Annotated in this window: 22 protein-coding genes and 1 other RNA gene; 19 read left to right on the plus strand and 4 right to left on the minus strand. The window is 65.4% G+C overall.

The annotated features are described in order from the left end of the window. A partial coding sequence (gene ettA, locus ACN0YF_RS10335; RefSeq protein WP_417494313.1) for an energy-dependent translational throttle protein EttA occupies positions 1 to 1,359 on the plus strand: 1,359 nt, incomplete at its 5' end. Between the two features lie 183 nt (positions 1,360 to 1,542). Then, on the plus strand, positions 1,543 to 2,172 hold the full coding sequence (locus tag ACN0YF_RS10340) for a CPBP family intramembrane glutamic endopeptidase (protein WP_417494314.1): 630 nt from the start codon (positions 1,543 to 1,545) through the stop codon (positions 2,170 to 2,172). Here the strand turns inward: ACN0YF_RS10340 and ACN0YF_RS10345 are convergent. After that, positions 2,169 to 3,437: a D-amino acid dehydrogenase gene (locus ACN0YF_RS10345; RefSeq protein ID WP_417494315.1), complete on the minus strand. Its 1,269-nt coding sequence runs from the start codon at positions 3,435 to 3,437 to the stop codon at positions 2,169 to 2,171. The genes ACN0YF_RS10340 and ACN0YF_RS10345 overlap by 4 nt on opposite strands. Positions 3,438 to 3,533: 96 nt before the next feature. On the opposite strand from ACN0YF_RS10345, the gene ACN0YF_RS10350 reads away from it, so the two are divergent. Continuing rightward, positions 3,534 to 4,478 carry an ArsR/SmtB family transcription factor gene (locus tag ACN0YF_RS10350; protein ID WP_417494316.1) on the plus strand — a complete coding sequence of 315 codons (945 nt, stop codon included), beginning with the start codon at positions 3,534 to 3,536 and terminating at the stop codon, positions 4,476 to 4,478. Between the two features lie 68 nt (positions 4,479 to 4,546). Here ACN0YF_RS10350 and ACN0YF_RS10355 read toward each other — a convergent pair whose 3' ends face one another. After that, entirely contained in the window at positions 4,547 to 5,725 is a 1,179-nt protein-coding gene (locus ACN0YF_RS10355) for a helix-turn-helix domain-containing protein (protein WP_417494317.1), read from the minus strand. A 236-nt stretch (positions 5,726 to 5,961) separates the two neighbouring features. Here ACN0YF_RS10355 and ACN0YF_RS10360 point away from each other — a divergent pair, with 236 nt between their 5' ends. The 3 genes from ACN0YF_RS10360 to rimK all read left to right on the plus strand — a co-directional run bounded on the left by ACN0YF_RS10360 (position 5,962) and on the right by rimK (position 8,890). Further along, the gene (locus ACN0YF_RS10360) at positions 5,962 to 6,642 is read left to right on the plus strand and encodes a DUF4386 domain-containing protein (RefSeq protein ID WP_417494318.1); all 681 of its coding nucleotides are present in this window, start codon (positions 5,962 to 5,964) and stop codon (positions 6,640 to 6,642) included. A 50-nt stretch (positions 6,643 to 6,692) separates the two neighbouring features. After that, positions 6,693 to 7,361, plus strand: a complete 669-nt coding sequence (locus ACN0YF_RS10365; protein ID WP_417494319.1) for a DUF2306 domain-containing protein — start codon at positions 6,693 to 6,695, stop codon at positions 7,359 to 7,361. Between the two features lie 101 nt (positions 7,362 to 7,462). Beyond that, complete coding sequence (gene rimK / locus ACN0YF_RS10370; RefSeq protein ID WP_417494320.1) at positions 7,463 to 8,890, plus strand: 30S ribosomal protein S6--L-glutamate ligase; 1,428 nt, start codon at positions 7,463 to 7,465, stop codon at positions 8,888 to 8,890. 104 nt (positions 8,891 to 8,994) lie between these two features. Here rimK and ACN0YF_RS10375 read toward each other — a convergent pair whose 3' ends face one another. Together ACN0YF_RS10375 and ACN0YF_RS10380 are read right to left on the minus strand one after the other, a co-directional pair. Next, positions 8,995 to 9,522: a fasciclin domain-containing protein gene (locus ACN0YF_RS10375; RefSeq protein ID WP_417494358.1), complete on the minus strand. Its 528-nt coding sequence runs from the start codon at positions 9,520 to 9,522 to the stop codon at positions 8,995 to 8,997. A 935-nt stretch (positions 9,523 to 10,457) separates the two neighbouring features. After that, positions 10,458 to 14,018 carry a hydantoinase B/oxoprolinase family protein gene (locus ACN0YF_RS10380; protein WP_417494321.1) on the minus strand — a complete coding sequence of 1,187 codons (3,561 nt, stop codon included), beginning with the start codon at positions 14,016 to 14,018 and terminating at the stop codon, positions 10,458 to 10,460. Positions 14,019 to 14,186: 168 nt separating this feature from the next. Here ACN0YF_RS10380 and ACN0YF_RS10385 point away from each other — a divergent pair, with 168 nt between their 5' ends. The 13 genes from ACN0YF_RS10385 (at position 14,187) to ACN0YF_RS10445 (ending at position 26,401) form a co-directional block, all read left to right on the plus strand. Beyond that, positions 14,187 to 14,906 (plus strand): TerB family tellurite resistance protein, encoded by a 720-nt coding sequence (locus ACN0YF_RS10385; protein WP_417494322.1) that lies wholly within the window; start codon positions 14,187 to 14,189, stop codon positions 14,904 to 14,906. Positions 14,907 to 14,961: 55 nt separating this feature from the next. Beyond that, a complete protein-coding gene (locus ACN0YF_RS10390) occupies positions 14,962 to 15,249 on the plus strand; it encodes a hypothetical protein (RefSeq protein WP_417494323.1) in 288 nt (95 codons plus the stop codon). A 118-nt stretch (positions 15,250 to 15,367) separates the two neighbouring features. Beyond that, the gene (locus tag ACN0YF_RS10395; protein WP_417494324.1) at positions 15,368 to 16,282 is read left to right on the plus strand and encodes a DMT family transporter; all 915 of its coding nucleotides are present in this window, start codon (positions 15,368 to 15,370) and stop codon (positions 16,280 to 16,282) included. Beyond that, positions 16,282 to 16,941, plus strand: a complete 660-nt coding sequence (locus ACN0YF_RS10400; protein WP_417494325.1) for an N-acetylmuramoyl-L-alanine amidase — start codon at positions 16,282 to 16,284, stop codon at positions 16,939 to 16,941. The genes ACN0YF_RS10395 and ACN0YF_RS10400 overlap by 1 nt, the downstream gene beginning before the upstream one ends. Before the next feature lie 91 nt (positions 16,942 to 17,032). After that, positions 17,033 to 17,707 (plus strand): aquaporin, encoded by a 675-nt coding sequence (locus ACN0YF_RS10405; protein WP_417483551.1) that lies wholly within the window; start codon positions 17,033 to 17,035, stop codon positions 17,705 to 17,707. A gap of 132 nt (positions 17,708 to 17,839) precedes the next feature. Then, positions 17,840 to 19,012: an iron-containing alcohol dehydrogenase gene (locus tag ACN0YF_RS10410; RefSeq protein ID WP_417494326.1), complete on the plus strand. Its 1,173-nt coding sequence runs from the start codon at positions 17,840 to 17,842 to the stop codon at positions 19,010 to 19,012. A gap of 321 nt (positions 19,013 to 19,333) precedes the next feature. Then, positions 19,334 to 19,727: RNase P RNA component class A (rnpB, locus tag ACN0YF_RS10415), an RNA gene on the plus strand. Positions 19,728 to 19,933: 206 nt separating this feature from the next. Next, positions 19,934 to 20,395: a division/cell wall cluster transcriptional repressor MraZ gene (locus tag ACN0YF_RS10420; RefSeq protein WP_417494327.1), complete on the plus strand. Its 462-nt coding sequence runs from the start codon at positions 19,934 to 19,936 to the stop codon at positions 20,393 to 20,395. Beyond that, positions 20,392 to 21,393 (plus strand): 16S rRNA (cytosine(1402)-N(4))-methyltransferase RsmH, encoded by a 1,002-nt coding sequence (gene rsmH / locus ACN0YF_RS10425; RefSeq protein WP_417494328.1) that lies wholly within the window; start codon positions 20,392 to 20,394, stop codon positions 21,391 to 21,393. Before ACN0YF_RS10420 ends, rsmH begins: the two co-directional genes overlap by 4 nt. Beyond that, positions 21,390 to 21,773 (plus strand): cell division protein FtsL, encoded by a 384-nt coding sequence (ftsL, locus tag ACN0YF_RS10430; protein ID WP_417482281.1) that lies wholly within the window; start codon positions 21,390 to 21,392, stop codon positions 21,771 to 21,773. The genes rsmH and ftsL overlap by 4 nt, the downstream gene beginning before the upstream one ends. A gap of 62 nt (positions 21,774 to 21,835) precedes the next feature. Further along, positions 21,836 to 23,527 (plus strand): peptidoglycan D,D-transpeptidase FtsI family protein, encoded by a 1,692-nt coding sequence (locus tag ACN0YF_RS10435; RefSeq protein WP_417494329.1) that lies wholly within the window; start codon positions 21,836 to 21,838, stop codon positions 23,525 to 23,527. Beyond that, complete coding sequence (locus ACN0YF_RS10440) at positions 23,524 to 24,996, plus strand: UDP-N-acetylmuramoyl-L-alanyl-D-glutamate--2,6-diaminopimelate ligase (RefSeq protein ID WP_417494330.1); 1,473 nt, start codon at positions 23,524 to 23,526, stop codon at positions 24,994 to 24,996. Before ACN0YF_RS10435 ends, ACN0YF_RS10440 begins: the two co-directional genes overlap by 4 nt. Further along, complete coding sequence (locus tag ACN0YF_RS10445; RefSeq protein ID WP_417494331.1) at positions 24,989 to 26,401, plus strand: UDP-N-acetylmuramoyl-tripeptide--D-alanyl-D-alanine ligase; 1,413 nt, start codon at positions 24,989 to 24,991, stop codon at positions 26,399 to 26,401. Before ACN0YF_RS10440 ends, ACN0YF_RS10445 begins: the two co-directional genes overlap by 8 nt. Positions 26,402 to 26,407 lie beyond the last annotated feature (6 nt).

Below are 26,407 nucleotides of genomic sequence, written 5' to 3' on the forward strand. Positions count from 1 at the left end.
GACGAGTTCAATGCCGTCTCCATGAAGCTCGCCGAGGATTATTCCGACGAGCTGATGGAAGAGATGAATACGCTGCAGGAAAAGATCGATGCGGCGGACGCCTGGGACATTGATTCCAAGATCGAGATGGCGATGGACGCGCTGCGTTGCGCGCCGGCCGACTGGGGCGTCAAGGATCTCTCCGGTGGTGAGCGCCGCCGTGTCGCGCTGTGCCGCCTGCTCTTGTCCGAACCGCACATGCTGCTGCTCGATGAGCCGACCAACCACCTCGACGCCGAGTCGGTGGCCTGGCTGCAGAACTATCTCGAGAAATTCGCCGGCGCCGTTCTGGTCGTGACCCACGACCGTTACTTCCTCGATAGCATCACCACGTGGACGCTGGAGCTCGATCGTGGCCGCGGCGTGCCCTATGAGGGCGGCTATTCCTCCTGGCTGGAACAGAAGACCAAGCGTCTGGCCCAGGAAGGCCGTGAAAAGTCCGCCAAGGAACGCGCCCTGGCCCGCGAGCTGGACTGGATCCGCTCCTCGCCGAAAGCCCGTCAGGCCAAGTCCAAGGCGCGTATCCGCTCCTATGAGGAGCTGCGCGAGAAGGCCGAACGCGCCGATATCTCGACCGCCACGATCAACATCCCGCCAGGCCCGCGCCTGGGTGGTGTGGTTGTCGAGGTCGAGGGCCTGAAAAAGGGCTATGGCGACAAGCTGCTGATCGACGGTCTGGAATTCAAGCTGCCGCCAGGCGGTGTTGTCGGTGTGATCGGCCCCAATGGCGCCGGTAAATCGACCCTGTTCCGCATGATCATCGGCCAGGAAACGCCTGACGAAGGCTCGATCCGTCTCGGCGAGACCGTCAAGCTGGGCTATGTCGACCAGTCGCGCGACAAGCTCGATCCGAAGAAGACCGTCTGGGAAGAAATCTCCGAGGGCAATGACATTCTCAATCTCGGCAATCGCGAAGTGCCGAGCCGGGCCTATGTCGGTGCCTTCAACTTCAAGGGCGGCGACCAGCAGAAGAAGGTCGGTCTGCTCTCCGGCGGTGAACGCAATCGCGTCCACCTCGCCAAGATGCTCAAAGAGGGCGGCAATCTGCTCCTCCTCGATGAGCCGACCAATGACCTCGACGTCGAAACCCTCTCGGCCCTCGAAGAAGCGCTGGAAATCTATCCAGGCTGCGCCGTGGTCATCTCCCACGACCGCTTTTTCCTCGACCGTATCGCCACCCACATCCTCGCCTTTGAAGGCGACAGCCATGTGGAATGGTTTGAAGGTTCCTTCTCCGACTATCTCGAAGACAAGAAGCGCCGCCTCGGCGCCGATGCGGACATCCCGCACCGGATCAAGTTCCAGAAATTCGGGCGCTAGTCCGCAATTTCAATGGCAGTCTGACGATCAGGGCCTGGCGCACGCGCCGGGCCCTTTTCATATCTGGGACCGGCCCATGCGCAGGCCCGCTCCGGGGTGGACACTGCGTGCCCGGTTCCCGCTATGCCCGGTGCGGCCGGCGCACTAGTCTGCCCGCCTCGCATGTCGGACATGGAGGGGAGCATGCAACAGATACTGATGGATACCCTGGTGCAGCTGATTGTGGTCGGGCTGGTGTGCAGCCTCGCCTGGCTGATCTTCGCGCGGAAGCGCAGCGGCCTGCGCGCCTGGCTCGGCCTGACCTTGCCGCCCCTGCGTGCGGTCGGCCTGACGCTCCTGGCCGCCCTGGTGATCGTGCCGGCCTCGCTGGCGCTATTCGTATTCTCACCGATGAATGACGCGGCCAGCGGTGAAAACACGGTCGCCGCCGCCCTGACCTTCTTGGAGGGTGGCTGGCCATCCATCGTTCTGGCGATTGTCCTGCTGGCGGTGCTCAAGACGGCACTGGCCGAAGAGATCTTCTTTCGCGGCCTGATTGCCAAACGCCTGGTCAATGGTCTGGGCTTTTCCGCCGGAAATCTGGTCCAGGCGCTCGCCTTTGGCGCGGTTCACCTGGTCATCTTCATCATTCCCGGCGGCCCGGCCTTCGATCCGGTGATGGCGGCCGGGATTGTCGGTGTCACGGGCTTCGGCGCCTGGGTCTCGGTCTGGCTCAATGAAAAGCCCGGCCAGGGCTCGATCATGCCTGGCTGGATCCTCCACGCCCTGACCAATGCCGTGTCCTATCCGGTATTGGCTTTCGGCCTCGGCTAGATCCGGCTCGCCGCGAACGGCGCCGGATCAACCGGTGGTGTCTCGGCGTCCATCAGGGCGGCCAGCAGGCCGGCCGAGCCCATAGCCTGGGTCCAGCCGAGATGGCCATGGCCGGTGCTCAGCCACAGGCCCTTGGCGCGGGTCTCGCCGATGAAGGGGCGCCCGTCGGCACTCATCGGCCGGAAACCGGTCCAGGCATTGATCTCGCCGGCCAGCAGCCTGTCGGCAAATTCGGGATAGACGGCGCGGACCAGGGATTTGAGATTCTCAACCCGTTCGGTGCGCAGGCGCTTGTCATTGCCCGCGATCTCGGCCGTGCCGGCCACGCGCAGCCGGTCACCCATCGGCGTGATGATGGTGTGCAGCGCCTCGTCAAACACCGGAGTGGCCGGGCGCGCATTGAGGCCGGACATGTCGAGGGTGAGCGAATAGCCCTTCACCGGACGCACCGGCAGATGCAGGCCGAGCGGCTTGAGCAGCGACCAGGCCGTATGACCGGCAGCGATCACGATGGTGTCGGCCTCGATCTCCTCGGTCTCGGTGCGCACGCCGATGACATGGCCGCCGCGATCCATCAGCTCGACCACGCGTGTCTCCCACTCGAACGCGACCCCGGCCGCCTGCGCTGCGGCCGCCAGGCCAGCGGTGAAGCGATGGGCATCGCCGGATTCGTCGTCGGGGAAGTGGATCGCCCCGGCAATCTTGCCGGCGATGCCAGCCAGTTGCGGTTCCAGCGCCAGCGTCTGCGCGCGGTCCAGCGCCTCATAGCGCAGGCCAAGCGGGACCAGCTTGTTGGCCGCCAGGACAGCGGCCTCCATGGCGGCCAGGCTGCGGCAGAGCTTCAGCGTGCCGCATCTGAGATTGTCGAATTCCAGCCCGAGTTCATCGCGCACGGCCTGGGTCTGGGCCAGGCTGTAGCGCGCCAGGGCGAAATTCGCGGCGCTGGCGGCATCATGGCGCTTGTGGGTGGAATTGCGCAGGAAGCTCAGCCCCCAGCCGATCAGGCCGGGCAGGGGCGCCAGGCGCAGTTTCATCGCCGCGCCCGGGTCAAACAGCGAGGCCAGCAACTGCCCGGCCACCCCGGGCTGGTTCCATGGCTCCGGTTCCGACGGTGTCAGCGCTCCGGCATTGGCGAAACTGGTTTCCAGCGCCGGCCCTGTCAGGGCATCGAGAACGGTCACGGAATGACCGTGCCGGCGCAGCGTCCAGGCCGCGGAAACCCCCGCCAGCCCGGCCCCGATAATGATGATCTCGCGGCGTCTCACATTGCACTCCAGAATCCGGCATACAGGCTTGCCTTTGAACTTCGTCGCGATGCGGATAAAAGCAAGGGACATTCCGCACTTACAGGCAAGATTCCCATGGATGCACTGGTCACTCAGCTCAAGGCAATCGCCGAACCGACCCGTTTGCGGGTGGTCTCGCTCTTGTCACGCGGCGAATTGACGGTGTCGGAACTCGTGCATGTGCTCGGCCAGAGCCAACCGCGGGTCAGCCGTCATCTCAAACTCCTGACCGATGCGCGCCTGGCGGAGCGCCTGCCCGAGGGGGCCTATGTCTTCTACAGGCTGACCGAGGCCGGTGGCGGGCGGCGGCTGGCCGATATTCTCGGCGGCCTGTTGCCCGATGATGATCCGGTACTGACGCGCGATATCGCCCGGCTGGAATCGATCAAGCAGGCGCGCGCCGTCGCCGCCCAGACCTATTTCGAGAGCGTCGCCGAGGACTGGGACCAGATCCGCCGCCTGCATCTGGCCGATGCCGAGGTTGAAAAGGCGATGCGCAAGCTGGCGGGGCCTGGCCCCTTCGATCTGATGATCGATGTCGGCGTCGGCACCGGCCGGGTGCTCGAACTCTTCGCCGACCGGGTCAAGCGCGGGGTTGGCGTCGATATCAATCACTCCATGCTCAATGTCGCCCGCCTCAACCTGGCCAATGCGGGGCTGACCAATTGCTCGGTGCGCCATGCCGATGTCGGCGCGCTGCCCTTCGAGAATGCCGCTGCCGATCTCGTCACCGTGCACCAGGTGCTGCACTATCTCGACGATCCGGCCGGTGCCGTCACCGAATGCGGCCGCCTGCTCAAGCCCGGCGGCCGTCTCCTGATCGTCGACTTCGCGCCGCACCAGCTGGAATCCCTGCGCGAGGACCATTATCACCGCCGCCTCGGCTTCTCCGACGAGGAGATGCAAGCCTGGATCGAAGGCGCCGGCCTCAAACTCGCCCACCAGACCTCGCTGCACCCCGATGAACCGAGCGGTCAGCTGACGATGAAGATCTGGGTCGCGGTGCCGAGTGATAAATAGGGGGCTCCCGGCGATGCCCCCCGCATATTTGAGGCCCCGGCTTGTCCCGGTGCCTCCAATCTCCTGAGCTATACCCCCGCAGAGGAGAGCTGCTGGGCCCGGTACTGGCTCGGGGTCTGTCCGGTGACCCGTTTGAAAGCCTTGTAGAAGGATGAGCGGGCGTTGAAACCGACCGAGAGTGCGATGGCGAGCACGGTTTCGCTGCCTGACATGATTTGCGGCTGAGCCGCCAGCACACGCCATCTGTTCACATAGTCAAAGAAGCACTCTCCAATCGTCTCGTTGAGGGTCTGGGAGATGTGATTGGGCGAGGTCCCAATCTGGCTGGCCAGCCTTTGCAACGAGAGCGCGGGGTCCAGATAAGCCTGGTCTTCACGCATGGCGCGCTCGATCTTGGCGGCGATCCGGGCTGCCTGGTCGGGACCGAGGGCGGATCGCAGATACTTGCGGTCCCCGGCCTCGCCGGGTTCAGCCTGGTTCTCCTCCTCGGCCTGGAACTCCGGATAACGTCCCTCAAAACCCGGCTTCTGGCGCAGCCCCCAAAGTCCGAGAAACCAGACCAGAATCAGCGCGGTGGCACCGTTGAGCCAGTGGTCGACGAGCGCCAGACCAAGAAAATTCTCACTCACGAGCATGCTGGTGGCGAGCAGCCACGATCCCCCGAGGAAAAAGACAAGCCAGGCGAGCCAGTCCAGCTCCCGGTTTTCATTGCTGGCAAACAAGTCCCGGATTCGCCGACCATAGGCTGCGAGGCGATACAGGATTCTCGCGACGTAATATCCTGACTGTCCGATCCAGCCGATCACCAGCACGAACAGGACGAGCGCGACGACCGGGGGAAAGATTCCCTCCGGAAGCTCGCCCTGCAGGAACATGGTTGAGCGGGCGGCCGGGTTCATCGCGGCGATCATGGCGCTCGCCATCAGGCCGAGCAATGCGGGCATAAAATGCCAGACATGGGCTGTTCTCGGGTGCCAAGCGGTCTCGGACGTCAGACCCTCGACATAGAACCACAACATCGGACCCAACAGGAAAAAGGTCGGGGCCGCGATCGCGGGAAACAGGGCCGGTGCCAGCGGGAACGAGGCGTGGAGGAGTGGTGCTGACGCGATCGCGCCGAAGGCGCAGAAAAACCCGGCCAACGGCAGCCCGGTCGGGGCGCGCACAGACCGCATCAGCAGCACGGATGCGCAAAGCGCCGCCTGGCCGACAGTCGCGCCTGCGAGCATCACATCGAGGGTGTCCAATAGCCCAGCCTCCAGTTTCCCGCTTGATTAGGCACCCTGCGGCGCAATGACAAGCGGCGAGCCTGAAGCCCGGTGTCCGGCCCGGCAGGCGCGGACAGAAAACTGTCTCAGCCGACAGGCCGGGCCGACAGGCAGGGGGCCGCTGGTCCAGGGATAGGGCTTGTCACGATCGACATTGCACGGGCGATGGCCTGGCCGCACCCGGCCGGTCAAGGAAGCCGTAGAGGAGAGTTCGCATGATCAGTTTTCAAAGAATTGGCGGCCTGTCGGCACTGGTTGCGGCGGCCACATATCTGGTGGGGTTCTGGCTCTACTTTCAACTTCTCGAGCCTGCTCAATATGGCAGCTCGCTTCTGCCGCCGCTGCAACACGCCGGTTTCCTCGCGGAAAACGAGGCTCTGATGCGGGGCTGGAACTTCATCATTTACATCGTGAACGGCGTTGTCCTGACGGTCCTGGCGATCGCGGTTCACCGTCGCCTGGCAGGAACGCCCACCGGTCTGGCGTTATGCGCCACGGCGTTCGGCTTGATGTGGGCGACGCTCGTGCTGGCCAGCGGCATGGTGGCCAATGTCAGCCTGGGGGTTATCACCGGATTGTACGAGACCGAGCCTGTCCAGGCCGCCGACGCCTGGCTGGTCCTGACGACGGTGCAGGAGGGGCTTGGCGGTGGCAATGAGCTCGTCGGCGGCCTCTGGATCCTGCTGGTCAGTGCCGCGGCCCAGTGGGCCCGATGTCTTCCAACCTGGCTCAATCTCCTCGGGGTCACGATCGGGCTGGCCGGACTGCTGACCCTGGTTCCCGGCTTGACCGATGCGGGCGCTGTTTTTGGTCTGGGCATGATCGCCTGGTTCATCGCCGTCGGATTTGCCCTGCTGTTCGGACGCCGCCCGGAGGTATCGGTCGCCAGCCGCTAAGGCTGGACCGGGCTCGCGCCCAATTTCACCGCCACACGGAAAGTCACCTGATGGAAATTCCTCAAATCGCCCTGATTCATCTGGCTGCGGGATGCGTCACCATTCTTGCCGGCACACTCGCCCTGGCATCCGCCAAGGGCCGGCGTGTGCATCGGTGGGCGGGGATCGTGTTCGTCGCCGTCATGCTCTGCCTGACCCTCAGCGGCCTGTATCTCAGTTACAGCCGCGAGATCATTTTCACGGCTTTCCTTGCAATCCTCGCCTCGCATCTGGTCATCACCGGCTGGTTTGCTGCCAGACGCAAAGACGGGATAACGCGTCGGGTGGAGATATCGGCGCTTTTGCTGATCATGCTGAACACCGCGGTGTGCCTGGCAGTTGGCCTGCATCTTTCGATCGCCGGCAATTATGCCCCCGAACTGCCCTCGGCTGCCGAGTATTTTATCGTGGCCGGGTTTTCGGGCTTTTTGTCGACCCTCGATTTCAGGGCGATGAGACCCGCAGGCCTGGAAGCTCGGGGTCGCATCGCCCGTCACCTCTGGCGCATGTGCTTCGCCCTGTTCATTGCCGTGGGCATATTCTCCGGGGGCAATAGCAATATTCTCCCTGACTTCGCGCAACACCCACTCATCCTGGCGGCGCCGGTCGTGGCGGTTCTGGCCGTGATGGTCTCCTTCCTGTTGCGGGTCTGGCTTGGGCGCAGGCCTCCGGCCGCATAGGTCTGTCTTTTCCGCAAGGCCAGCGCTCGCGCGCCCCTTGGCTCAATCCTGCGTTCTGCTAAGACCGATCCGTGTTTGATCGCGACGCTTGAGAGAGACCCATGGACAAGACATTCCAGCTCGGTTGGGAAGAATGGGCGGCATTTCCCAGGCTGGGGCTGCCGGCGGTGCGGGCCAAGGTGGATACCGGGGCGCGGACATCGGCGCTGCATGCGGTCTCGGTGGAGCCTTTCGGGCCGCTCGACAAGCCGCAGGTCCGCTTCATCATGCATCCGGTGCCGGACAAGCCGGAGATCGAGGTTGTCTGTTCCGCGCCTGCGGTCGATCGCCGTGAAGTGACGTCGTCGAATGGCGAGCGTGAATTGCGCTGGGTGATCGAGACGCCGATGAAGATTGGCGACCGCACCTGGCCGGTCGAGCTGACCCTGACCAATCGCGAATCCATGACCTATCGCATGCTGCTCGGACGCCAGGCGATCGGCGAGGACATGACGGTCAGCCCGGGCCAGTCCTGTGCCCAGGGGGCGCTATCCTACGAGCTCTACAAGGATTTCCCGCGCCGCCGGCCGGTCAAGCGGCCGCTTCGGGTCGCGATCCTGACGCGGGAGCCGAATAATTACTCCTCCCAGCGCCTGAAGGACGCCGCCGAGACGCGCGGTCATGTCGTCGAGATGATCAATACGGCGCGCTGCACCCTGGCGCTCGATGCCGCCGATCCGCGGGTGTTTTACGATGGCAAACCGCTGCCGGCCTATGACGCCATCATCCCGCGCATCGGCGCCAGCATGACCGGCTATGGCATGGCGGTGTTGCGCCAGTTCACCATGATGGGGGCCTATTGCCTCAATTCAGCCGAGGCGATCGGCGCCTCGCGCGACAAGCTCTATGCGCACCAGGTGCTGGCGCGCGAGGGCATTGCCATGCCGGTGACGGCCTTTGCCCATTCGCCGAAAGACACCAACAATCTGATCGCCCATGTCGGCGGCGCGCCGCTGGTGGTGAAGCTGTTGCAGAGCACCCAGGGGCGCGGCGTCGTGCTGGCCGAGACCAAGAAGGCAGCGGAATCGGTGATCGATGCCTTTCGCGGCCTCGAGGCCAATTTCATCGTCCAGGAATTCGTCAAGGAAGCCGGCGGCGCCGATATCCGCTGCTTCATCGTTGGCGGCAAGGTGGTCGCGACCATGATGCGCCAGGGCGAGGCGGGCGAGTTCCGCTCCAACCTGCATCGCGGCGGTTCGGCGACCAAGGTCAAGGTGAGCAAGGATGAACGCAGCGCCGCGCTGCGCGCCGCCAAGGCGCTGGGGCTGTCGGTGGCCGGGGTGGATCTGTTGCGCTCCTCGGTGGGGCCGAAAATCCTGGAAGTGAATTCCTCGCCGGGTCTTGAGGGCGTTGAACGCACTTCGGGCAAGGATGTTGCCGGCATGATCGTGGAATATATCGAGGACCATGTGCGCCCGATTGCCCGCAAGACGGTGCGGCGCAAGAAGGCGGTGGCGGCGAAGGCTGCGAGCCAGGACCCTGCGTCCTGAACAGCTGATTGCGGACCGGCGGGGGGAGCCGGTCCGCTATATCAGGTCTGAAACCCGGGCAGGCCTGCATTTGCCGGGGGGAGCGGCAGGCCTGCCCGTTTCAATCAACCGGCCGGAATGATGACCTGGTCGACGACGTGGATGACACCATTCGAGGTCAGGATATCGGCCTGCACCACATTGGCATTGCCGACCCGGACACCATCTGTTGCATCGATGGCGAGCATCGAGCCTTGCACAGTCTCAACCGAAAGGGTCTGGCCGGCCAGCTGGTCCGACGTCACGCGTCCGGGGACGACATGATAGGTCAGCAGGCTGGCAAGCTCGGCCTGGTTTTCCGGCAGGAGCAGGCGTTCAACTTCGCCCTCGGGCAGGGCGGCGAAGGCTGAGTCCAGCGGCGCGAACACCGTGAACGGACCCTCGCCCTTGAGCGTGTCGACAAGACCGGCGGCCTGGACGGCAGCGACCAGCGTGCCGAACTGGCCGGCGGCAACAGCCGTATCGACGATGTCGGTCTGGGCCATGGCGGCATGGCCATGATGGTCCGACTTGGCCGAGGCCGGGGTGCCGGCAAAAGCCGGGGCAGAGAAGGCGGCGGCTGCGACGGCAGCCAGGGCAATGAGACGCATGATTGCGCTCCCGTTCTTGAGACAAGGGGGACCGCCGGTGGCCACCGGCGGTTTTGAGGACTGGGTCTCATGCATGTGACAGACGGGGTTACGCCAGCCCGGCGCGAACGGATGAATTTCTGTCCGATGTTTAATGTTGGGGGCTGGCCGGGCACTCAAGCCGTCCACGACGCCGGCCAGAAGGCCGCCTGTCAGCGAAAACCACTGTCTGCCAGTCTGTCATTTCGTCATCGGGGGCGAAATGGCATTGCAGTACAAGGGGATAGCGATTGTTTGCCCGTGACAGTCAGCCTGTCATCCTGCCACTGACTGTGATGCCCGGAGCGCCTGCCAGGACGCGCTGACGCACGGGCAGGCGCGGCGGGCCGGGTGAGGGCGGAGGATCGGGGTGGGGCCGACAATGTCAAAGAGCGCGAAATCCCTGTGATCATAGCCCGCCGGGGCCCGGGGTGGATAAGCCACGGATACACACCCCACCCAACACACCACCTTCCCCCGGAGGAGCGAAGCGAATTCCGGGGCCTGCCATGCGTTGGCGACCTGTCTGGATTCCCCTCCGGCAGGCCCCGAAACAAGTCCGGGGAAATAGTTCTTGGGTTTTATTCAAAAAATGCCCCGAGCGGCCACACCGCCCCCTGAACGCCATGCCGGGATCCGGCCAGGCTGGACTTGTCTCGTCAAGGGCGCGAAGCGCCGCTGCGCGGTCAGGACCCTTGACGAGACAAGTCCAGCCTGGCGCCCTGCCTGGCAAGGATTTCAGGGATGGCTCTGCCCGGCGCGGGCTGTGTCCCCGTTTTTTTGGTTGCCCGGGACATGGTCCGGCTTCGCCGGTGCGTGTCCCGACTCGGTGAGAGGCAATGCGGAACGGGTCACGCGATGACTACCCAAGTCGGGACACGGACCTGCTTCCTTGAAGCAGGACCATGTCCCGTTGGGGCTTAACCCTTCCCATACCCGCCACCGCCCGGCGTCCTGACCTCAACACTATCCCCCGGCTCGACATCAATCCGGAACAGACCAGGCAAGGCTTCCGTCTCGCCGCCCGCCCGCGTCACGCTCTGCTCGCCGCGCGCGGCATCGCCGCCGCCCGCCAGGCCAAACGGCGCTTCCTTGCGGCGTGAGGAGAGGAGGGCGACTTCCATCGCTTCCAGGAAGGTGACTTTGCGATCACTGCCATCGCCGCCGGGGAATTGGCCCGCGCCGCCGGATCCGGGGCGGATCCTGTGATGCTCCAGCCGGACCGGGAAGCGCCGTTCGAGCACTTCCGGGTCGGTCATGCGTGAATTGGTCATGTGGGTGTGGACGGCCGAGAGGCCGGCAAAGCCGTGGCCCTCATTATCGATGCCGGCCCCGGCGCCGCCGCAAATCGTCTCGTAATACTGGTGGCGCGCATTGCCGAAGGTGAGATTATTCATCGAGCCCTGGCTGGCGGCGAGGCGGCCGGTGGCGCCGAACAGGGCGTCGACGATCAGCTGGCTGGTCTCGACATTGCCGGCGACCACGGCGGCGGGCGGTTTCGGATTGAGCAGGCTGCCCTCCGGGATGATCAGCTCAAGCGGTTTCAGACAGCCCTCATTGAGCGGAATGGCATCGCCAACCAGGCAGCGGAAGACATAGAGCACGGCCGCGCGGGCGACCGATGAAGGCGCGTTGAAATTGCTCGGCCGCTGCGGCGAGGTGCCGGTGAAATCGACCACGGCGGAGCGTGTCGCCCGATTGACCCGGATCGCGACGCGGATCTCGGCGCCGTCATCGAGCTTGACGCTGTGCTCGCCATCGCTGAGCGCATCGATCACGCGGCGCACGGCGCGTTCGGCATTGTCCTGGACATGGCCCATATAGGCCTTCACCACATCGAGCCCGTTATCATCGACCAGCCGGCGCAATTCGTCAGCGCCCTTGGCGCAGGCGGCGAGCTGGGCCTTGAGGTCGGCGATATTCTGGTCCGGATTGCGTGCCGGCCAGGGCTTGGAGGCGAGGACGGCGCGGGTCTCGGTCTCGAGGAATTTTCCGCCGGACATGATCTTGATATTGCGGAATTGCACGCCCTCTTGCTCGATCGAGGTCGAGAAGGGCGGCATGGAGCCCGGCGCGATACCGCCGACATCGGCATGATGGCCGCGCGAGGCGACGTAGAAGATGCGCTCGCCGGTGGTCTCGTCATGGACGGGCGTCACAAGGGTGATGTCGGGCAGATGGGTGCCGCCATCATAGGGCGCATTGACGGCGACGGCATCGCCGGCCGAAAGGTCAGGATGGGCCTCGGCGGCGGCGCGCACGCTCGCCGACATGGAGCCGAGATGCACCGGCATGTGCGGGGCGTTGGCAACGAGGCCGCCTTCCGCGTCAAACACGGCGCAGGAGAAATCCAGCCGCTCCTTGATATTGACCGAATGCGCGGTGCGCTCGAGCGCCAGGCCCATTTGCTCGGCGACGCTCATGAAGCGCTTGTTGAACAGTTCCAGCCGGATCGGGTCCAGCGCGGTGTCGGCGGTCTCGGTGGCGAGGGCTTCGGTGCGGGTCAGTTTCAGCGTGCCATCGGGCAGGCGGGTGGCTGACCAGCCGGCATCAATGACGATGGTGGAATTGGGATCCATCACCAGGGCCGGTCCGGCGGCTTCGGCGCCCGCGCCAAACTGGTCGAGCCGGTAAAGCGGCGTCTCGCGCCATTGGCCGCGATCGAACACCTGCACGGAGGCGATGGCCTGCGGCGTCGTCGTCTCCTCGCTCATCGCGATCGACCAGCCCCGCGCGCCCGGCGGATCGGCCTCGGCCTCGACCATCACCGATTCAATCATCAGGGCTGCATCGGGCGCAAAGCCGAACAGGCGTTTATGGGCGGCGGCGAATGTGGCCTGCATCGCCGCGGGCTCGTCGACGGGCACCGGCAGGCTGGTGTCGGAGCCCTGCACGCGCAGACGCCATTCGGTGCGGGTGCGGATCTGGCCGGGGGTGAAGCCTTCGGCGGTCAGGCGGGCGGTGACGTCAGTCGCCAGATCGGCGGCGAGGGCGTGGGCGGTGTCGAGCCCGGCCTCGAAGTCCTGCTCGACGGCGGCCAGCTTGGTCTGGCGGATTTCTGCGAGTCCGATACCCAGCGCCGAGAGCAATCCGGCATAGGGGTGGATCAGCACAGAGGTCATGCCTAGGGCGTCGGCGACCTTGCAGGCGTGCTGCGCCCCGGCGCCGCCAAAGGCGGCCAGCGCATAGGCGGACGGGTTGACGCCCTGGCCGATGGAGATCTGCTTGATCGCCTGGGCCATGCTCTCGACGGCGACGGCGAGAAAGCCCTCGGCGGCCGCTTCCGGGCTGTCCAGCCCCATGGCGTCGGCCAGTGTCTGCAGTGCGGCGCGGCTGGCGGCGACGTCGAGCGGCGAGGCACCGTCTGTGCCGAAGACGAGCGGGAACCAGTCTGGTTGCACCCGGCCGAGCACGATATTGGCATCGGTGACGGCCGCCGGGCCGCCGCGGCCATAGCCGGCCGGGCCGGGCATGGCGCCGGCGCTCTCGGGGCCGACGCGGGCGCGTTCGCCGTCAAAGGTGAGCAGGGAGCCGCCGCCGGCAGCGACCGTATGGACGGCCATCATCGGGGCGCGCAGGCGGTGGCCGGCGACCAGGGTCTCTTGCACGCGTTCGAAAGTTTCGCCATCGAAGCGCGAGACATCGGTCGAGGTGCCGCCCATGTCGAAACCGATCACTTTGGGATGTCCGGCAGCGAGGGCCGTCTTGGCCATGCCGACCACACCGCCGGCCGGGCCGGACAGGACGGCATCGCGGGCATGGAAACCGGCCGCCGGGGCGAGCCCGCCCGAGGACTGCATGAAATAGAGCGGCGTGCCCTCCAGCCCGGCATCGACGCGATCGACATAGTCGCGCAGGACCGGGGTGAGGTAGGCATCGAGGACGGTGGTCGAGGCGCGTGGCACGATCTTGACCAGCGGGCTGGCAATGCTGGAACGGATCACGGTGGCAAAGCCGGCCTCGCGGGCCATCGCCTCCAGCCGCGCCTCGTGGGCGTCATTGCCATAGGCATGCATCAGCGTGATCGCGACCGAGGCGAAACCATCACGCTTCGCGGCAGCCAGCGCCTCGCGCACGGGGGCCTCGTCGAGCGGGACCCGCACGGCGCCGCCGGCATCGAGGCGTTCATCGACTTCCACCACGCGGTCGTAGAGCGGGTCGGGGCGCTGGATGTCGAGGGCGAAGATATCGGGCCGGGTCTGGTCGCCGATGACCAGCAGATCGGCAAAGCCGCGCGTGACCAGAAACAGGGTTTTTGCGCCCTTGCGTTCGAGCAGGGCATTGGTGGCCACCGTGGTGCCCATCTTGACCGAACCGACCGCCGCACCAGCGGCGAGGCGGCGCACGCCTTCGCTGGCGGCGTCGGGATAGTCGGGGCTTTCCGACAGCAGTTTGAGCGGATGCAGGCGGCCATCGGGGCCGCGGCCGATCACATCGGTGAAGGTGCCGCCGCGATCAATCCAGAACTCCCAGTCAGACATGAAAACTCCCGTCAAACCACTGTAGCGCGTCTGTGCCTGCAGCACGGTTTATCATGGTCTGCGCCGGCGTGAGCGGGTAAAGCTGACAAAATACGGCCAATCCGCTTGCCCCTCCCTGACGTATCCAGGGCAGGACACCTATATGGCCGCGCAAGGGACAATTCACGCATGCGCTTTTGGCACAAACTGGCAGCCCGCCTGCAGGGACGGGACAGCTTCCTCGACTGCGACGGCTGCGAAGCGGGCTCCGGCCTGGCCAGCGCCGAGCCGGAGCGCCGGGTGGAGGATGCCGAATTCGCCATGGCGCTGATCGGGCTGGGCGCCAAGATGGCCAAGGCCGACGGCTTTGTGACCCGCAGCGAGATCAAGGCCTTCTACGAGGTGTTCCGCCCGCCGCCGGAGGGGCGCGCCTCGCTTGACCGCGCCTTTGAACTGGCGATGCAGACCACGCTCGGCTTTGACGGCTATGCCCGGCGCCTGGCGCGGCGCTTCCGGGCCAATCCGGCCATTCTGGAAGATGTGCTCGACGGTCTGTTCCATATCGCCAAGGCGGACGGGGCGGTGACCAGTGACGAGCTGGACTATCTCAGCCAGGTGTCGGAAATCTTCGGTTTCTCGCCGCTGGAATTTCGCCGCATCAGCACGGCCCATATCGGCACCGCAGACGATGATCCCTATGTCATCCTGGGGATCGAGGCGGATATTTCCGATACCGATCTCAAGCGCGCCTACCGCCGAATCGCCTCGCAAAACCATCCCGACCGCATGATGGCGCGCGGTGCGCCGCTGGAAACCCAGCGATTTGCCAATGAAAAAATGGCAGTAATCAACGCGGCTTATGGCCAGATCCTTGCAGAGCGCGGGCTTAATGTCGGTGCCAGCAATTGACCTGGGGCAATGAAATGCCAACATTGAGGTCAGGGGCAAGGATGGATAGAGGCAAATGACCGAAACACATCATACCCAATCGGCAATCTTCTCCGGCGGCGCTGGCCGTGTCCTGCGCGATATTCTGGCGGCGATCATTGCGCTCGCCTTTGTCGGCGCGATGGTTTTCCTCGCGGTGATGCTGACAGCCGTCTTCCTGATCGTGGCCGGTGCGGCGCTGGTGACCTTCGGGGTCTACTGGCTCTGGATGAAGGTGCGCGGACGCCGCAAGGCGAGCGGTCCTGAAGTCTTGGTCGCAACGCGCGGCCCCGATGGCTGGACGGTTGACGGGCTCGGTTCCTGAACCGGACCAGCGCCCTGTAATGCCCGGGACAGATTTCGCAACGCACTGACATCAAACGTGCATGCGGCCTATACGCTGCGTGGCTTGTGCGCCGCGACGCGGCGGTCCATGAAGCGATATGCGTCTGCGTGATCTCCTCGCCCTGATCGCCGTCTGTGCCGTCTGGGGCGTCAACTTCGTCGTTGCCAAATTCTCGATCACGGGCTCACCGGGATGGGTGCCCGGATTCGAGGGCTCGCCGCCGCTCTTCTTCGCCTTCCTGCGCTTTGTGCTCCTGTTCGCCATCCTCTCGCCCTGGCTGCGGCCGCGCCCGCAGGACATGAAAGCGATGGTCGGTATCGCCCTGTCGATGGGCGCGCTGCAATACGCGCTGATGTTCCTGGGCCTGCAATGGGCGACGCCCTCGGGCATGGCGATCACGCTGCAGATGGGAGTGCCGTTCGCGACCCTGCTCTCGGTGGTGATGCTCAAGGAGCGCCTCGGCCTGCCGCGCATCACCGGCATCATCATCGCCTTTGCCGGCATTATCCTGGTCGTCGCACGGCCCGGCATTGGTGGGCTCTCCTTCGGCCTTCTGCTCGGGATCGGCGCCGCCTTCTCGGGTGCGCTGGGGATGATCCTCGTCAAACGCATGCCACTGGATTCGATGCGGATGCAGGCCTGGATCGGGCTGATCTCCTGGCCGCCCCTGCTGGCCTTGTCGCTGGCATTCGAGCACGACCAGATCGCCTCGGTGATGGCCGGCGGCTGGCCCTTCCTGCTGACGGTTCTCTTCACCGTCCTGCTGGTCAATGTGTTCGGCCATGGTGTGTTCTACAAGATGCTGCAGCGCTATGATGCGACCATGATCGCGCCCATCACCCTTTTGGCACCGCTGATCGGCGTTGTTTCCGGTATCGTCATCACCGGCGATGAGGCGGGCTGGCGCCTGTTTGTCGGCGGCGGCATGGCCCTCGTCGGTGTCGGTATTATCGCCCTGCGGCCCAACCGGGCCCTGCCGGAGGCGGGGCTGGCACGGGAGAAAAACCTGTGATGCCAACGCCGATTGCAGCCCCGTCACCCAATTTCAACGCGCGCAAATTGCCGGTCACGCTGATCGTGCTGCACTATACCGGCATGGAAAACGGCCCTGCGGCGCTCGCGCGGATGTGTGATCCGGCGGCCCAGGTCAGCGCCCATTACATGGTCGAGACCGATGGCCGGTTGTTCCAGCTGGTCGATGAGGATGAGCGCGCCTGGCATGCCGGGGTGGGCAGCTGGCGCGGCGAGCGCGATATCAATTCCGCCTCGATCGGGATCGAGATCGTCAATGGTGGCCATGATTACGGCCTGCCCGATTTTCCCGGCGTCCAGATCGCCCGCGTCATCGCCCTGGTGCAGGACATCATGGCGCGCCACGGGATCGGGCCGGGCGAGGTGATCGGTCATTCCGATATCGCACCGGGCCGCAAACAGGATCCCGGCGAGAAATTCCCCTGGGGTGCCCTGGCGGCTGCGGGCTGTGCCAGAGCCGTCGTGCCGGCGGCGCAGGCCGGCGCTGACCCGCAGGCGCAACTCGGCGCCATCGGCTATGGCCTTGAGGCCGGACTGCCGGCTGTGGTCGAGGCCTTCCAGCGGCGCTGGCGCCCGGCGCGCGTGGACGGCGTCATCGATGACGAGACGGCGCGCCTGATCGCGGCGGTGGCCGGCTAGCGCGCATCGACCAGGATTTCCTGTCTCCCGGCACAGCGAGACGCTAGTCTCTGCCGGCCGCAAGGCGCGGCGATTCTGGGGAGACACCATTATGAAAAAACTGATTGCCGAGTTCATCGGCACGTTTGCGCTTGTCCTGTTCGGTTGCGGCGCTGCCGTGCTGGCCGGAGCCGAGATCGGACAATTGGGCATCGCGCTCGCCTTCGGTCTGGCGATTGTCGCCATGGCCTATGGCATCGGCCCGATCTCCGGTTGTCACGTCAATCCCGCCGTCAGCTTCGGCGTCTTCATGGCCGGACGCATGGAACTCAAGGACATGGTCGGCTACTGGGTCGCCCAGACGCTGGGGGCCATCGCCGGTGCGGCCTTGCTGATGTTCCTGCTCTCCAACAGCGCTGGCGGCTTTGCCGGCAATCTGGGCCAGAATGGCTGGGGGCCGGGCTATCTCGGCGAGTATTCCATGGTCGCTGCGCTCGCCTTCGAGATCGTGATGACCTTCCTCTTCGTCGTCGTGATCCTCGGCGTCACGGGACCGGGCGGCAATGCCGCCTTTGCCGGTCTCGCCATCGGCCTCACCCTGGCGGTGATCCACATCACCGGCATCCAGGTGACCGGTGTGTCGGTGAATCCGGCGCGCTCGATCGGACCGGCCCTGCTGGCCGGCGGCAGCGCGATCGGCCAGCTTTGGCTCTTCATCGTCGCCCCTCTGGTCGGTGCAGCCCTGGCCGGTCTCGCGGTCAAGATGAAGCTGATCGCCGCAGACTGAGACGCATAAAGCATGGGGGCGCTCACCGCTTCACCCTGCCGGTGCAGGACAGCGGCGGCGCCCCTTTTGTCCGCCATACTGGCGGGAGAGCCCGGCCCTGGCCGGGTGATCACGAATGAGAAAGCCTCTGCCATGTCTGCCAATATCGCCATCCCGCCCATATTGCAGATCGGCGCCGGAGCGCTCGGTGAGATCGCGCCGATCCTGGCGCGGCTGGGCTGCAGCAATCCGCTGATCGTCAGCGACACGGTGCTGGGCAAGATCGGGCTGACCGGCCAGCTCACCGCCTTGCTCGACGCGGCCGGCCTTCCTCACGCCCTGTTCGACGGCACCGAGCCGGAACCTTCCGATGCCTGCGTCATGGCGGGCGTGCAGGTCTTGCGCGCCGGATCGCCGCGCGGGGCCTACGATGCAGTGATCGCGATAGGCGGCGGCAGTGTGATCGATACGGCCAAGGTGATGGCGGTGCTGGCCACCACGGGCAAGACCATCCGCGAGATCGCCGTGCCGGCCGTGGTGGCACCGGTCGGCCTGCCGGTGATCGCCATTCCGACGACGGCGGGCACGGGCTCGGAAGTGACGCGCGTCGCCGTGATCACCGAGGCGGTCAATGACGAGAAACTCCTGTGCATGGGACCGGGCCTCGTCTCCGCTGCCGCCATCATCGACTTTGAGCTCACACTCGGCCTGCCGCCGCGCACCACCGCCGATACCGGGCTGGACGCGCTCACCCACGCCATCGAGGCGCATGTCAGCCGCAAGGCCAACCCCTTCTGCGACCAGCAGGCCCTCGCCGCGATGCGCCTGATCGGCCCCAATCTGGAAACCGTCTACACCGACCCGCAAGACCGCACCGCCCGCGAGGCGGTGATGCTCGGCGCGACGCTCGCCGGCATCGCCTTCTCCGGCGCCTCCGTCGCCCTGGTTCACGGCATGAGCCGCCCGATCGGCGCGCATTTCCATGTGCCGCACGGGCTGTCCAACGCGATGCTGCTGGCGAAGGTCACGGAGTTCTCGCTGGCGGCGGCGCCGGAACGCTATGCCGCCTGCAGCCGGGCGATCGGTTTTGCCGAGGCCGGTGATGATGTGGGCGCTGCCCATGCCAAGCTGATGGCGGGGCTCAACCGGATCGTGGCGGCACTGGAAGTGCCGACGCTCTCCGGCTTCGGCATCGACCGCGCCCGCTATTTCGAGATGATCCCGGTGATGGTCGAGCAGGCGCTGGCGTCGGGCTCCCCGGGGAATAATCCAAGAGTGCCGACGGCGGCGGAGCTGGCGGGACTGTATGAGGCGGTTTGGGGGTGAGGGGGTATTCGCTCCCAAAAACCAAACGCTTGTCATCCCTGACGGATGCCCCGCGAATGCGGGGCGCAGATCAGGGACCCAGAACCACCAAGTTTCACTCAATCAGGCTCAGGCGCAGGCGGCATCCGACCTGACACACAAGCACCAACCGTCGGGCGTCTGGGTCCCTGATCTGCGCCCGGATCGCTGCCGCGTCCGGGCATCCGTCAGGGATGACAAGCGTTTGGTGATTTATGAGTGGAAGAGATGGCGTTGCGGTGACGCCTCCCACCACCCCCGCCGCTTGACCGCACCTCTCACTTCAACCACATATCCTCCCGATCAGGTGGCTGGGCGGCCGCGGTGTCAGGCTTGAAAAGGCGGCACCGAGGAAAGTCCGGGCTCCACGGAGACAAGGTGCCGGGTAATTCCCGGCGGGGGTGACCCCAGGGAAAGCGCAGCAGAGAAAGACCGCCGGACGTGCGCGTCCGGTAAGGGTGAAACGGTGCGGTAAGAGCGCACCGCCCCGACCGCAAGGAAGGGGGCTAGGCAAGCCCCACCTGGAGCAAGACCGAATAGGGATGGGCCGTGGCCTCGGCCACACATGCGTCTCCGCATGCCATCCGGGTAGGTCGCACCAGGCATGTCGCAAGGCATGTCGCAGATGAATGGTCGTCGCGCTTTTTCCAATCTGGAAAAAGCGACACAGAACCCGGCTTACAGGCCACCTGATCCCATTTCCTCCCATTCATTCCTTAACGGCCCTGTGGATATTAACTTAATGTTCCCTTGTTGTTCTCAGTTTAGCCATATTTGATTACTTCAAAAGGCGCTTCAATCCATAGAAATCGATGCTTTCGGCGTTGTTTCCCATCTGATCCCATGTTATCCCATGGTTAACCATACGGGGACGGATCGGTATGGCCGGGGAGCAATTCGCGCGTGTTTTTATCAACCACCATTAATGGCGTTGACGCCAAGGGACGGGTATCGGTGCCAGCCGATTTCCGCTCGGTGGTGCGTGGTGGCGACTTCGACGGCATCATCGTCTGGCCCTCCTTTGACGGTCCCTATCTGGAAGGTGGCGGCCAGGCCCTGCTCGACAGCTATCAGCGTCTGATCGAGGATATGGATCCCTATGACGAGGCGCGCATCGCTTTCGAGCGCGCCATTTTCGGCGCCGCGCGTCCGCTCGCTTTTGACGCGACCGGCCGGGTCACCCTGCCGAAGGAATTGATCGATCATGCCGGGCTGGCCGGGAAGGCGACCTTTGTCGGTCTCGGTTCGCGCTTCGAGCTTTGGTCGCCGGAGGCCTATGCCGAACACCAGGCGGCTGCGCGCAGCTTTGCGCGCGAGAACAAGCGCTCCCTGCGACTCGTTCCGCGTCCGGGAGGCAGCGCATGAGCCATCTCCCCGTCATGCTCGATGAAGTCGTGCGTGCGCTCGAGCCGCGCGATGGCGCGCTCTATATCGATGGCACTTTTGGCGCTGGCGGTTATTCGCGCGCCATATTGTCGGCCGCCGATTGCCGCCTGATCGGGATTGATCGCGATCCCAGTGTTGTCCCGGCCGCCGAACAGCTGGGCAAGGCCTCAGGCGGGCGTTTCGTCTTCGTGCAGGCGCCCTTCTCCAAAATGGCCGAGGTCATCACCGCCAATGGCGGTGAGACGGTGGACGGTATCGTGCTCGATATCGGCGTTTCCTCGATGCAGATCGACCAGGCCGAGCGCGGTTTCTCCTTCATGCGCGCCGGCCCGCTCGACATGCGCATGGCGCGTTCCGGCGCCAGCGCCGCCGATGCGGTCAATCTGCTGAGCGAGCAGGAGCTTGCAGACATATTTTATGTTTACGGCGATGAGCGCCGCTCGCGCCGCATCGCCAAGCAGATTGTCGAGGCCCGCGCCGAGGCTCCAATCGAGACGACAGACCGCCTCGCGGCGATCGTGACCCGCGCAACGGGCGGAAAACATTCAAAGATTCATCCGGCCACCAAAGTCTTCCAGGCCTTGCGCATCTATGTGAATGACGAATTGGGCGAACTGGCCCGCGCGCTCGAAGCCGCTGAGCAAATTCTCGCACCGCGCGGGCGCCTCGTCGTGGTTACTTTCCATTCACTGGAGGACCGCATGGTGAAGGACTTCCTGCGGGCCCGTTCGGGCCAGGCAGGGGGAGGCGGTTCGCGCCATATGCCTGCAGCAGATACCGGTCCCGCCATCGATCCGAGTTTTTCCCTGTTGCACCGCAAGGCGTCGGCCGCCAGCGCGGCGGAGATCGCCGTCAATCCACGGTCTCGCTCGGCCAAGCTGCGCGTCGCCATTCGTACCGAAGCCCCGGCCTGGTCAGCCGATCCGGCGGTTTCGGATAAAGTTGTGTCGCTTGCACGTCTGGAGGCAGCGTTATGATCCGCACGTTCAACGCCATTGCCCTCGTCGTCGCCGTCGCTCTCGCCGGCGCGCTCTATGTGGCCAAGACCGAAGCCAAGAACTCCCAGGAGCGTCTGGAGGATATCCAGTCGCAGCTGGTCGAGGAGCGGCGCCAGATCAATGTCCTCAATGTCGAGATCGCGCATCTGGAAGACCCCGAGCGGCTGCGCCTGCTGGCGCGGCGCTATCTCGGTTTCGAACCCCTCGACACGAGCCGCGAAGTGGCGTTGAGCGATTTGCCCTTGCTGGCCGACCCCGGCGTCGAGATCGAGCAGCCGCGCCGCGAAGGCCTGCTGGTCAACCAGACCGACCAGGCATTGGCGCTGGCCGAGCCGCGTGAGGTTGGGGGGCAGAACTGATGCGCTGGTGGCCCTTTCGCCGTCAAGTTTCAGCCGAGTCCCGCAGTGTCGGGCCGCCACCCATGGCCGAAGCGGCGCCGGCCGACATGTCGCGCCTGCTGCGTATTGAAAGCACGGAAATCAGGGCCCTGGACGCCGCACGCGGCCGGTTGAAGATTGTCGGCCTCGCTCTGGCGCTCAGCTTTGGCGTGCTCGGGGTGCGGGCTGTCGAGTTGGCTGTCACCAGTCCGGCCCATGCGACGGCCGCGCGTCCGGCGCCCCAGGAAGTGGTGCGCGGTGACCTGTTTGACCGCACCGGCCAGGTCCTGGCCACGACCCTGCAGACCCATTCCCTGTTTGCCGACCCGTCCCTGGTCTGGGATGCGGCCGAGACGGCCGAGGCCCTCGCCACCGTGCTGCCCGATCTCGATGTCGAGGCCGTCACGCGCGATCTGTCCTCGCACCGGCGCTTTGTCTGGATCCAGCGCAATCTGACCCCGCGCCAGCGCCAGGCTGTTTTCTCCCTCGGCCTGCCGGGCCTGGATTTCCGCCTTGAACCGCGCCGGGTCTATCCGCGCGGCCGCCTGGCAGCGCATATTGTCGGCTATACGGATCGTGACCTGCACGGCCTGGCCGGCGCCGAGCGCTCCTTCGATTCAGCCTTGTCCTCCAGCGATGGACGCCCGGTGGCGCTGTCGATCGATATGGGTGTGCAATTCCATCTCGATGAAGTCCTGCGCACGACAATGGATGAATTCAATGCGCTGGCGGCGTCGGGCATTGTGATGAATGTGCGCACCGGCGAGATCGTCGGCATGGTCTCGCTGCCTGATTACGACCCGAACCGGCCCAATGATGCGTCCGGCAATGAGCGTCTCAACCGCTCCGCCCAGTCGGTCTATGAAATGGGCTCGACCTTCAAGGCCTTCACCGTCGCCATGGCGCTGGAGGGCGGCACGGCGACGCTGGAGACCGGCTATGATGCCACCCAGCCGCTGCAGATCGGCGGCCATACCATTCATGACTTCCACGGTGAGCGGCGCTGGCTGACCCTGTCCGAGATATTCATTCACTCCTCAAATATCGGCTCTTCGCGCATCGCGCTGGAAGTCGGCGCCGAGGGGCAGAGGGAGTTTCTCGGCCGCATGCGTCTGCTCGAGCGCGCCCCGATCGAGCTGGCCGAGAGCGCTGATCCCTTGCTGCCGCGCAATTGGGGTCCGACGGAAACTGCGACGATCTCCTATGGTCACGGCCTTGCCGTCAGCCCGATCGCCACAATCGCGGCCTTCGCTGCCATCGCCAATGACGGCATCTATGTCGCGCCAACCCTGCAGCCGGTCGCGGCTGACGAGACGATTGTCGGTGAACGGGTCATGGAAGCGCAGGCTGCCCGGGACGTGATGGCGCTGATGCGCGAGAATGTCACCGACGGCACCGGCGGCCGCGCCGAGGCGCCCGGCTATCTCGTCGCCGGCAAGACCGGCACGGCGGAAAAACCCTCGCGCGGTGGCTATGACCGCAATCGCCTGATCTCCTCCTTCTCGGCCGTCTTCCCCTATAACGACCCGCAATACGCCATCCTCGTCCTGCTTGATGAGCCGCACGGCAATGAGTCCACCCATGGTTATTCGACCGGCGGCTGGACCGCTGCGCCGGCCGTGGGCGAGATTGTCTCGCGCATTGCGCCTATCCTGGGTGTCGAGCGGTCCGATGCCGATCACAATGAGCGGGCGGCGCTGGTCCGTGCTGCGCTGATGCCGGAGGCGATTCCGTGATCCTGTCTGCGCTGCTCGACCCGTCCATCATCCCAGCCGAGGCAGGCGGGATCGAAATCGCCGGCCTGACGCTGGACAGCCGGGCGGTGAAGCCCGGTTTTCTGTTCGCCGCCCTGCCGGGCGTGAAGCTGCATGGCAGCGCCTTTGCGGCGCAGGCGGTTGATCGCGGTGCTGTCGCCATCCTGTCCGACCGGCCGATTGCCGATTGCGCCGTGCCGGTCATTGTCGTTGACGACGCCCCTGCGGCCCTGGCGGCGATGGCGGCGCGCTTCTATCCGCGCCAGCCCGGCCATGTGGTGGCGATCACCGGCACCAATGGCAAAAGCTCGACCGTGGAATTCCTGCGCCAGATCTGGACGGCCGCCGGTCTTGATGGTGCCAGCCTCGGCACGCTCGGCGTCGCACGCGGCAACAGCCTGGAGACCACCGGCTACACCACGCCCGATGCCGTCGCCCTGCACCACGCCCTTGATGCGCTGGCCGCCGACGGCGTCACGCATCTGGCAATGGAGGCCTCGAGCCATGGTCTGAAGCAGCGGCGGATGGACGGGGTGCGCCTGACGATCGGTGCCTTCACTAATCTGACCCAGGACCATCTCGATTATCATCCGGATTTCGATGACTACTTCGCGTCCAAGGCGCTGCTGTTCACCGAACGCCTGCCCGGGCACGCCGGCGCGGTGATCAATGTCGACTCCCCGTGGGGCGAGCGCATGGCCGATCTGGCCCGGGCGCGCGGTCTGAAGCTGACAACGATCGGCTGGCGCGGCAAGGATCTCCAGATCCGGGAAATCACACCGCGGCCAGCCAGCCAGGATGTGGTGTTCGCCTGGCAGGGTATCGAGCATCAGGTCGAGGTGCCGCTGGTCGGCGAATTCCAGATCCTCAACGCGCTCGGCGCAGCGGCAATTGCCCTGACCGAAGGCATCGAGCTCAAGACTGTACTCAAGACGCTGGGTCAGCTGGGCGGCGTGCCCGGCCGGCTGGAAAAGGTCGGCGAGACGGAGGCAGAGGCCCCGGTGCTGGTCGACTACGCCCACACGCCCGACGGCCTCGACAAATTGCTGCGCTCGGCCCGTCCGCACACGCGCGGCCGCATCATCCTGGTGTTTGGCTGCGGCGGGGATCGCGATGCCAGCAAGCGCGCCAGGATGGGCGCCATTGCCGCCAGCCAGGCCGACCACGTCATCGTCACCGATGATAATCCACGCTCCGAGGATGCGGCCCTGATCCGGGCGGCGATCCTGGAGGGCTGCCCCGAGGCCGAGGAAATTGCCGACCGTGCCGCCGCTATCGCGCGCGGCGTTGCCATGCTGCAGCCGGGCGATTGCCTGCTGCTGGCGGGCAAGGGGCATGAGACCGGTCAGACGATTGGCGGCATCGTCCATCCGTTTAATGATCGCGAAGAGGGCCGCAAGGCGCTGCTCGCCCGCAAGGCCTATCTGCGACAGGAGGGCGAGCATGTCTGAACCCCTGTGGACCGCCCGGCAGGCGATGGCAGCAACCGGCGGCATGCTGGTCGGTGATGCCGGCTGGAGCTGTGGCGGGCTGTCGATCGATACGCGGTCCATCGTGCCGGGCGACCTCTTCGTCGCGCTCAAGGATGTCCGCGACGGGCATGATTTCGTCACCGATGCCATGGCGCGCGGCGCGGCGGCCTGCCTGGTCTCCGATGCCTCCAACTGTCCGGGCCCGGCCCTGAAGGTCAAGGACACGCTTGTTGCCCTGCGCGCGCTGGCAGCTGCAGCGCGCGATCGCAGCAAAGCCATCCGCATCGCGGTGACCGGCAGCGTCGGCAAGACCAGCGTCAAGGAAGCGCTGGCCGCTGTCCTGCGCGCCGCCGGTCCGGCGCACTGGAGCGTCAAATCCTACAATAATCACTGGGGCGTGCCGCTGACCCTGGCGCGCATGCCGGTCGAGACGCAGCGCGCCGTGTTCGAGCTGGGCATGAACCATGCCGGCGAAATCCAGGACCTCGCCTCACTGGTGCGCCCGCAGATCGCGCTGATCACCCGTATCGCACCGGCGCATCTGGAGCATCTGGGCACGATAGAGGCGATCGCCGATGCCAAGGCCGAGATCTATGAAGGCCTCGAGCCGGACGGCGTCGCCATCTATCCCGCGGACGATCCACTGGCCGAGCGCCTGGCCGAGCGTGCCCGCAATTCCAGTGCCGCCTTCATGCTTGATTTCGGGCGCAGCGCCACAGCCGCCATCCGGATGGAGAGCTTCGAGACGGGACTTGGCGGGAGTGACGGGGTCGTCAATGTCATGGGCGTGCGTGTCCCTTTCCATCTCGCCGCGACCGGCGAGCACTGGGCCTGGAATGCCGGTGCGGTGTTTGCCGCTGCCGCGGCTTGCGGGCTCGACCCGCGCCAGGTGGCCGAGACACTCAGTACTGTAGATGCCGAGCCCGGCCGCGGTCGCGCTGTCAGGGTCGCGCTGCCGCGCGGCGGTGAATTCACCCTGCTCGACGATGCCTATAATGCCAATCCGGTCTCGATGGCCGCCGCAATTGCCTCGCTGGGCAGTGCCAAGCCCGGACCGGGCGGGCGCCGCATCGCGGTGCTCGGTGACATGCTGGAGCTGGGTCCGCGCTCGGCGGAGCTGCATCGCGGTCTCGCAGCGCCCCTCGGCGAGGCCGGCGTCGATGTGGTGTTTTCCTGTGGACCCTTGATGCGCGAGCTGCACGAGGCCTTGCCGGACCGGCTGCAGGCGGGCTATGCGCCCAGCGCCGGCGAGGGGCGGGACATGGTCGCGTCGGCCATTCGCGCCGGCGATATTGTGTTGATCAAGGGATCGAATGGCTCCGGCCTTCATAAAATAGCCGCCGTTCTGGCCGACGGCTCTGCATTCACGAAGACGGAGGTCTGAGCCGCC

The organism is Maricaulis sp. (genome assembly GCF_048270265.1).
Taxonomy (GTDB): Bacteria; Pseudomonadota; Alphaproteobacteria; order Caulobacterales; family Maricaulaceae; genus Maricaulis.

Coding starts and splice junctions, on each gene's coding strand:
- ACN0YF_RS10340 (WP_417494314.1), top strand. CDS start 1,543: ATGCAACAGATACTGATGGATACCCTGGTGCAGCTGATTGTGGTCGGG.
- ACN0YF_RS10350 (WP_417494316.1), top strand. CDS start 3,534: ATGGATGCACTGGTCACTCAGCTCAAGGCAATCGCCGAACCGACCCGT.
- ACN0YF_RS10360 (WP_417494318.1), top strand. CDS start 5,962: ATGATCAGTTTTCAAAGAATTGGCGGCCTGTCGGCACTGGTTGCGGCG.
- ACN0YF_RS10365 (WP_417494319.1), top strand. CDS start 6,693: ATGGAAATTCCTCAAATCGCCCTGATTCATCTGGCTGCGGGATGCGTC.
- rimK (WP_417494320.1), top strand. CDS start 7,463: ATGGACAAGACATTCCAGCTCGGTTGGGAAGAATGGGCGGCATTTCCC.
- ACN0YF_RS10380 (WP_417494321.1), bottom strand. CDS start 14,018: ATGTCTGACTGGGAGTTCTGGATTGATCGCGGCGGCACCTTCACCGAT.
- ACN0YF_RS10385 (WP_417494322.1), top strand. CDS start 14,187: ATGCGCTTTTGGCACAAACTGGCAGCCCGCCTGCAGGGACGGGACAGC.
- ACN0YF_RS10390 (WP_417494323.1), top strand. CDS start 14,962: ATGACCGAAACACATCATACCCAATCGGCAATCTTCTCCGGCGGCGCT.
- ACN0YF_RS10395 (WP_417494324.1), top strand. CDS start 15,368: ATGCGTCTGCGTGATCTCCTCGCCCTGATCGCCGTCTGTGCCGTCTGG.
- ACN0YF_RS10400 (WP_417494325.1), top strand. CDS start 16,282: ATGCCAACGCCGATTGCAGCCCCGTCACCCAATTTCAACGCGCGCAAA.
- ACN0YF_RS10405 (WP_417483551.1), top strand. CDS start 17,033: ATGAAAAAACTGATTGCCGAGTTCATCGGCACGTTTGCGCTTGTCCTG.
- ACN0YF_RS10410 (WP_417494326.1), top strand. CDS start 17,840: ATGTCTGCCAATATCGCCATCCCGCCCATATTGCAGATCGGCGCCGGA.
- rsmH (WP_417494328.1), top strand. CDS start 20,392: ATGAGCCATCTCCCCGTCATGCTCGATGAAGTCGTGCGTGCGCTCGAG.
- ftsL (WP_417482281.1), top strand. CDS start 21,390: ATGATCCGCACGTTCAACGCCATTGCCCTCGTCGTCGCCGTCGCTCTC.
- ACN0YF_RS10435 (WP_417494329.1), top strand. CDS start 21,836: ATGGCCGAAGCGGCGCCGGCCGACATGTCGCGCCTGCTGCGTATTGAA.
- ACN0YF_RS10445 (WP_417494331.1), top strand. CDS start 24,989: ATGTCTGAACCCCTGTGGACCGCCCGGCAGGCGATGGCAGCAACCGGC.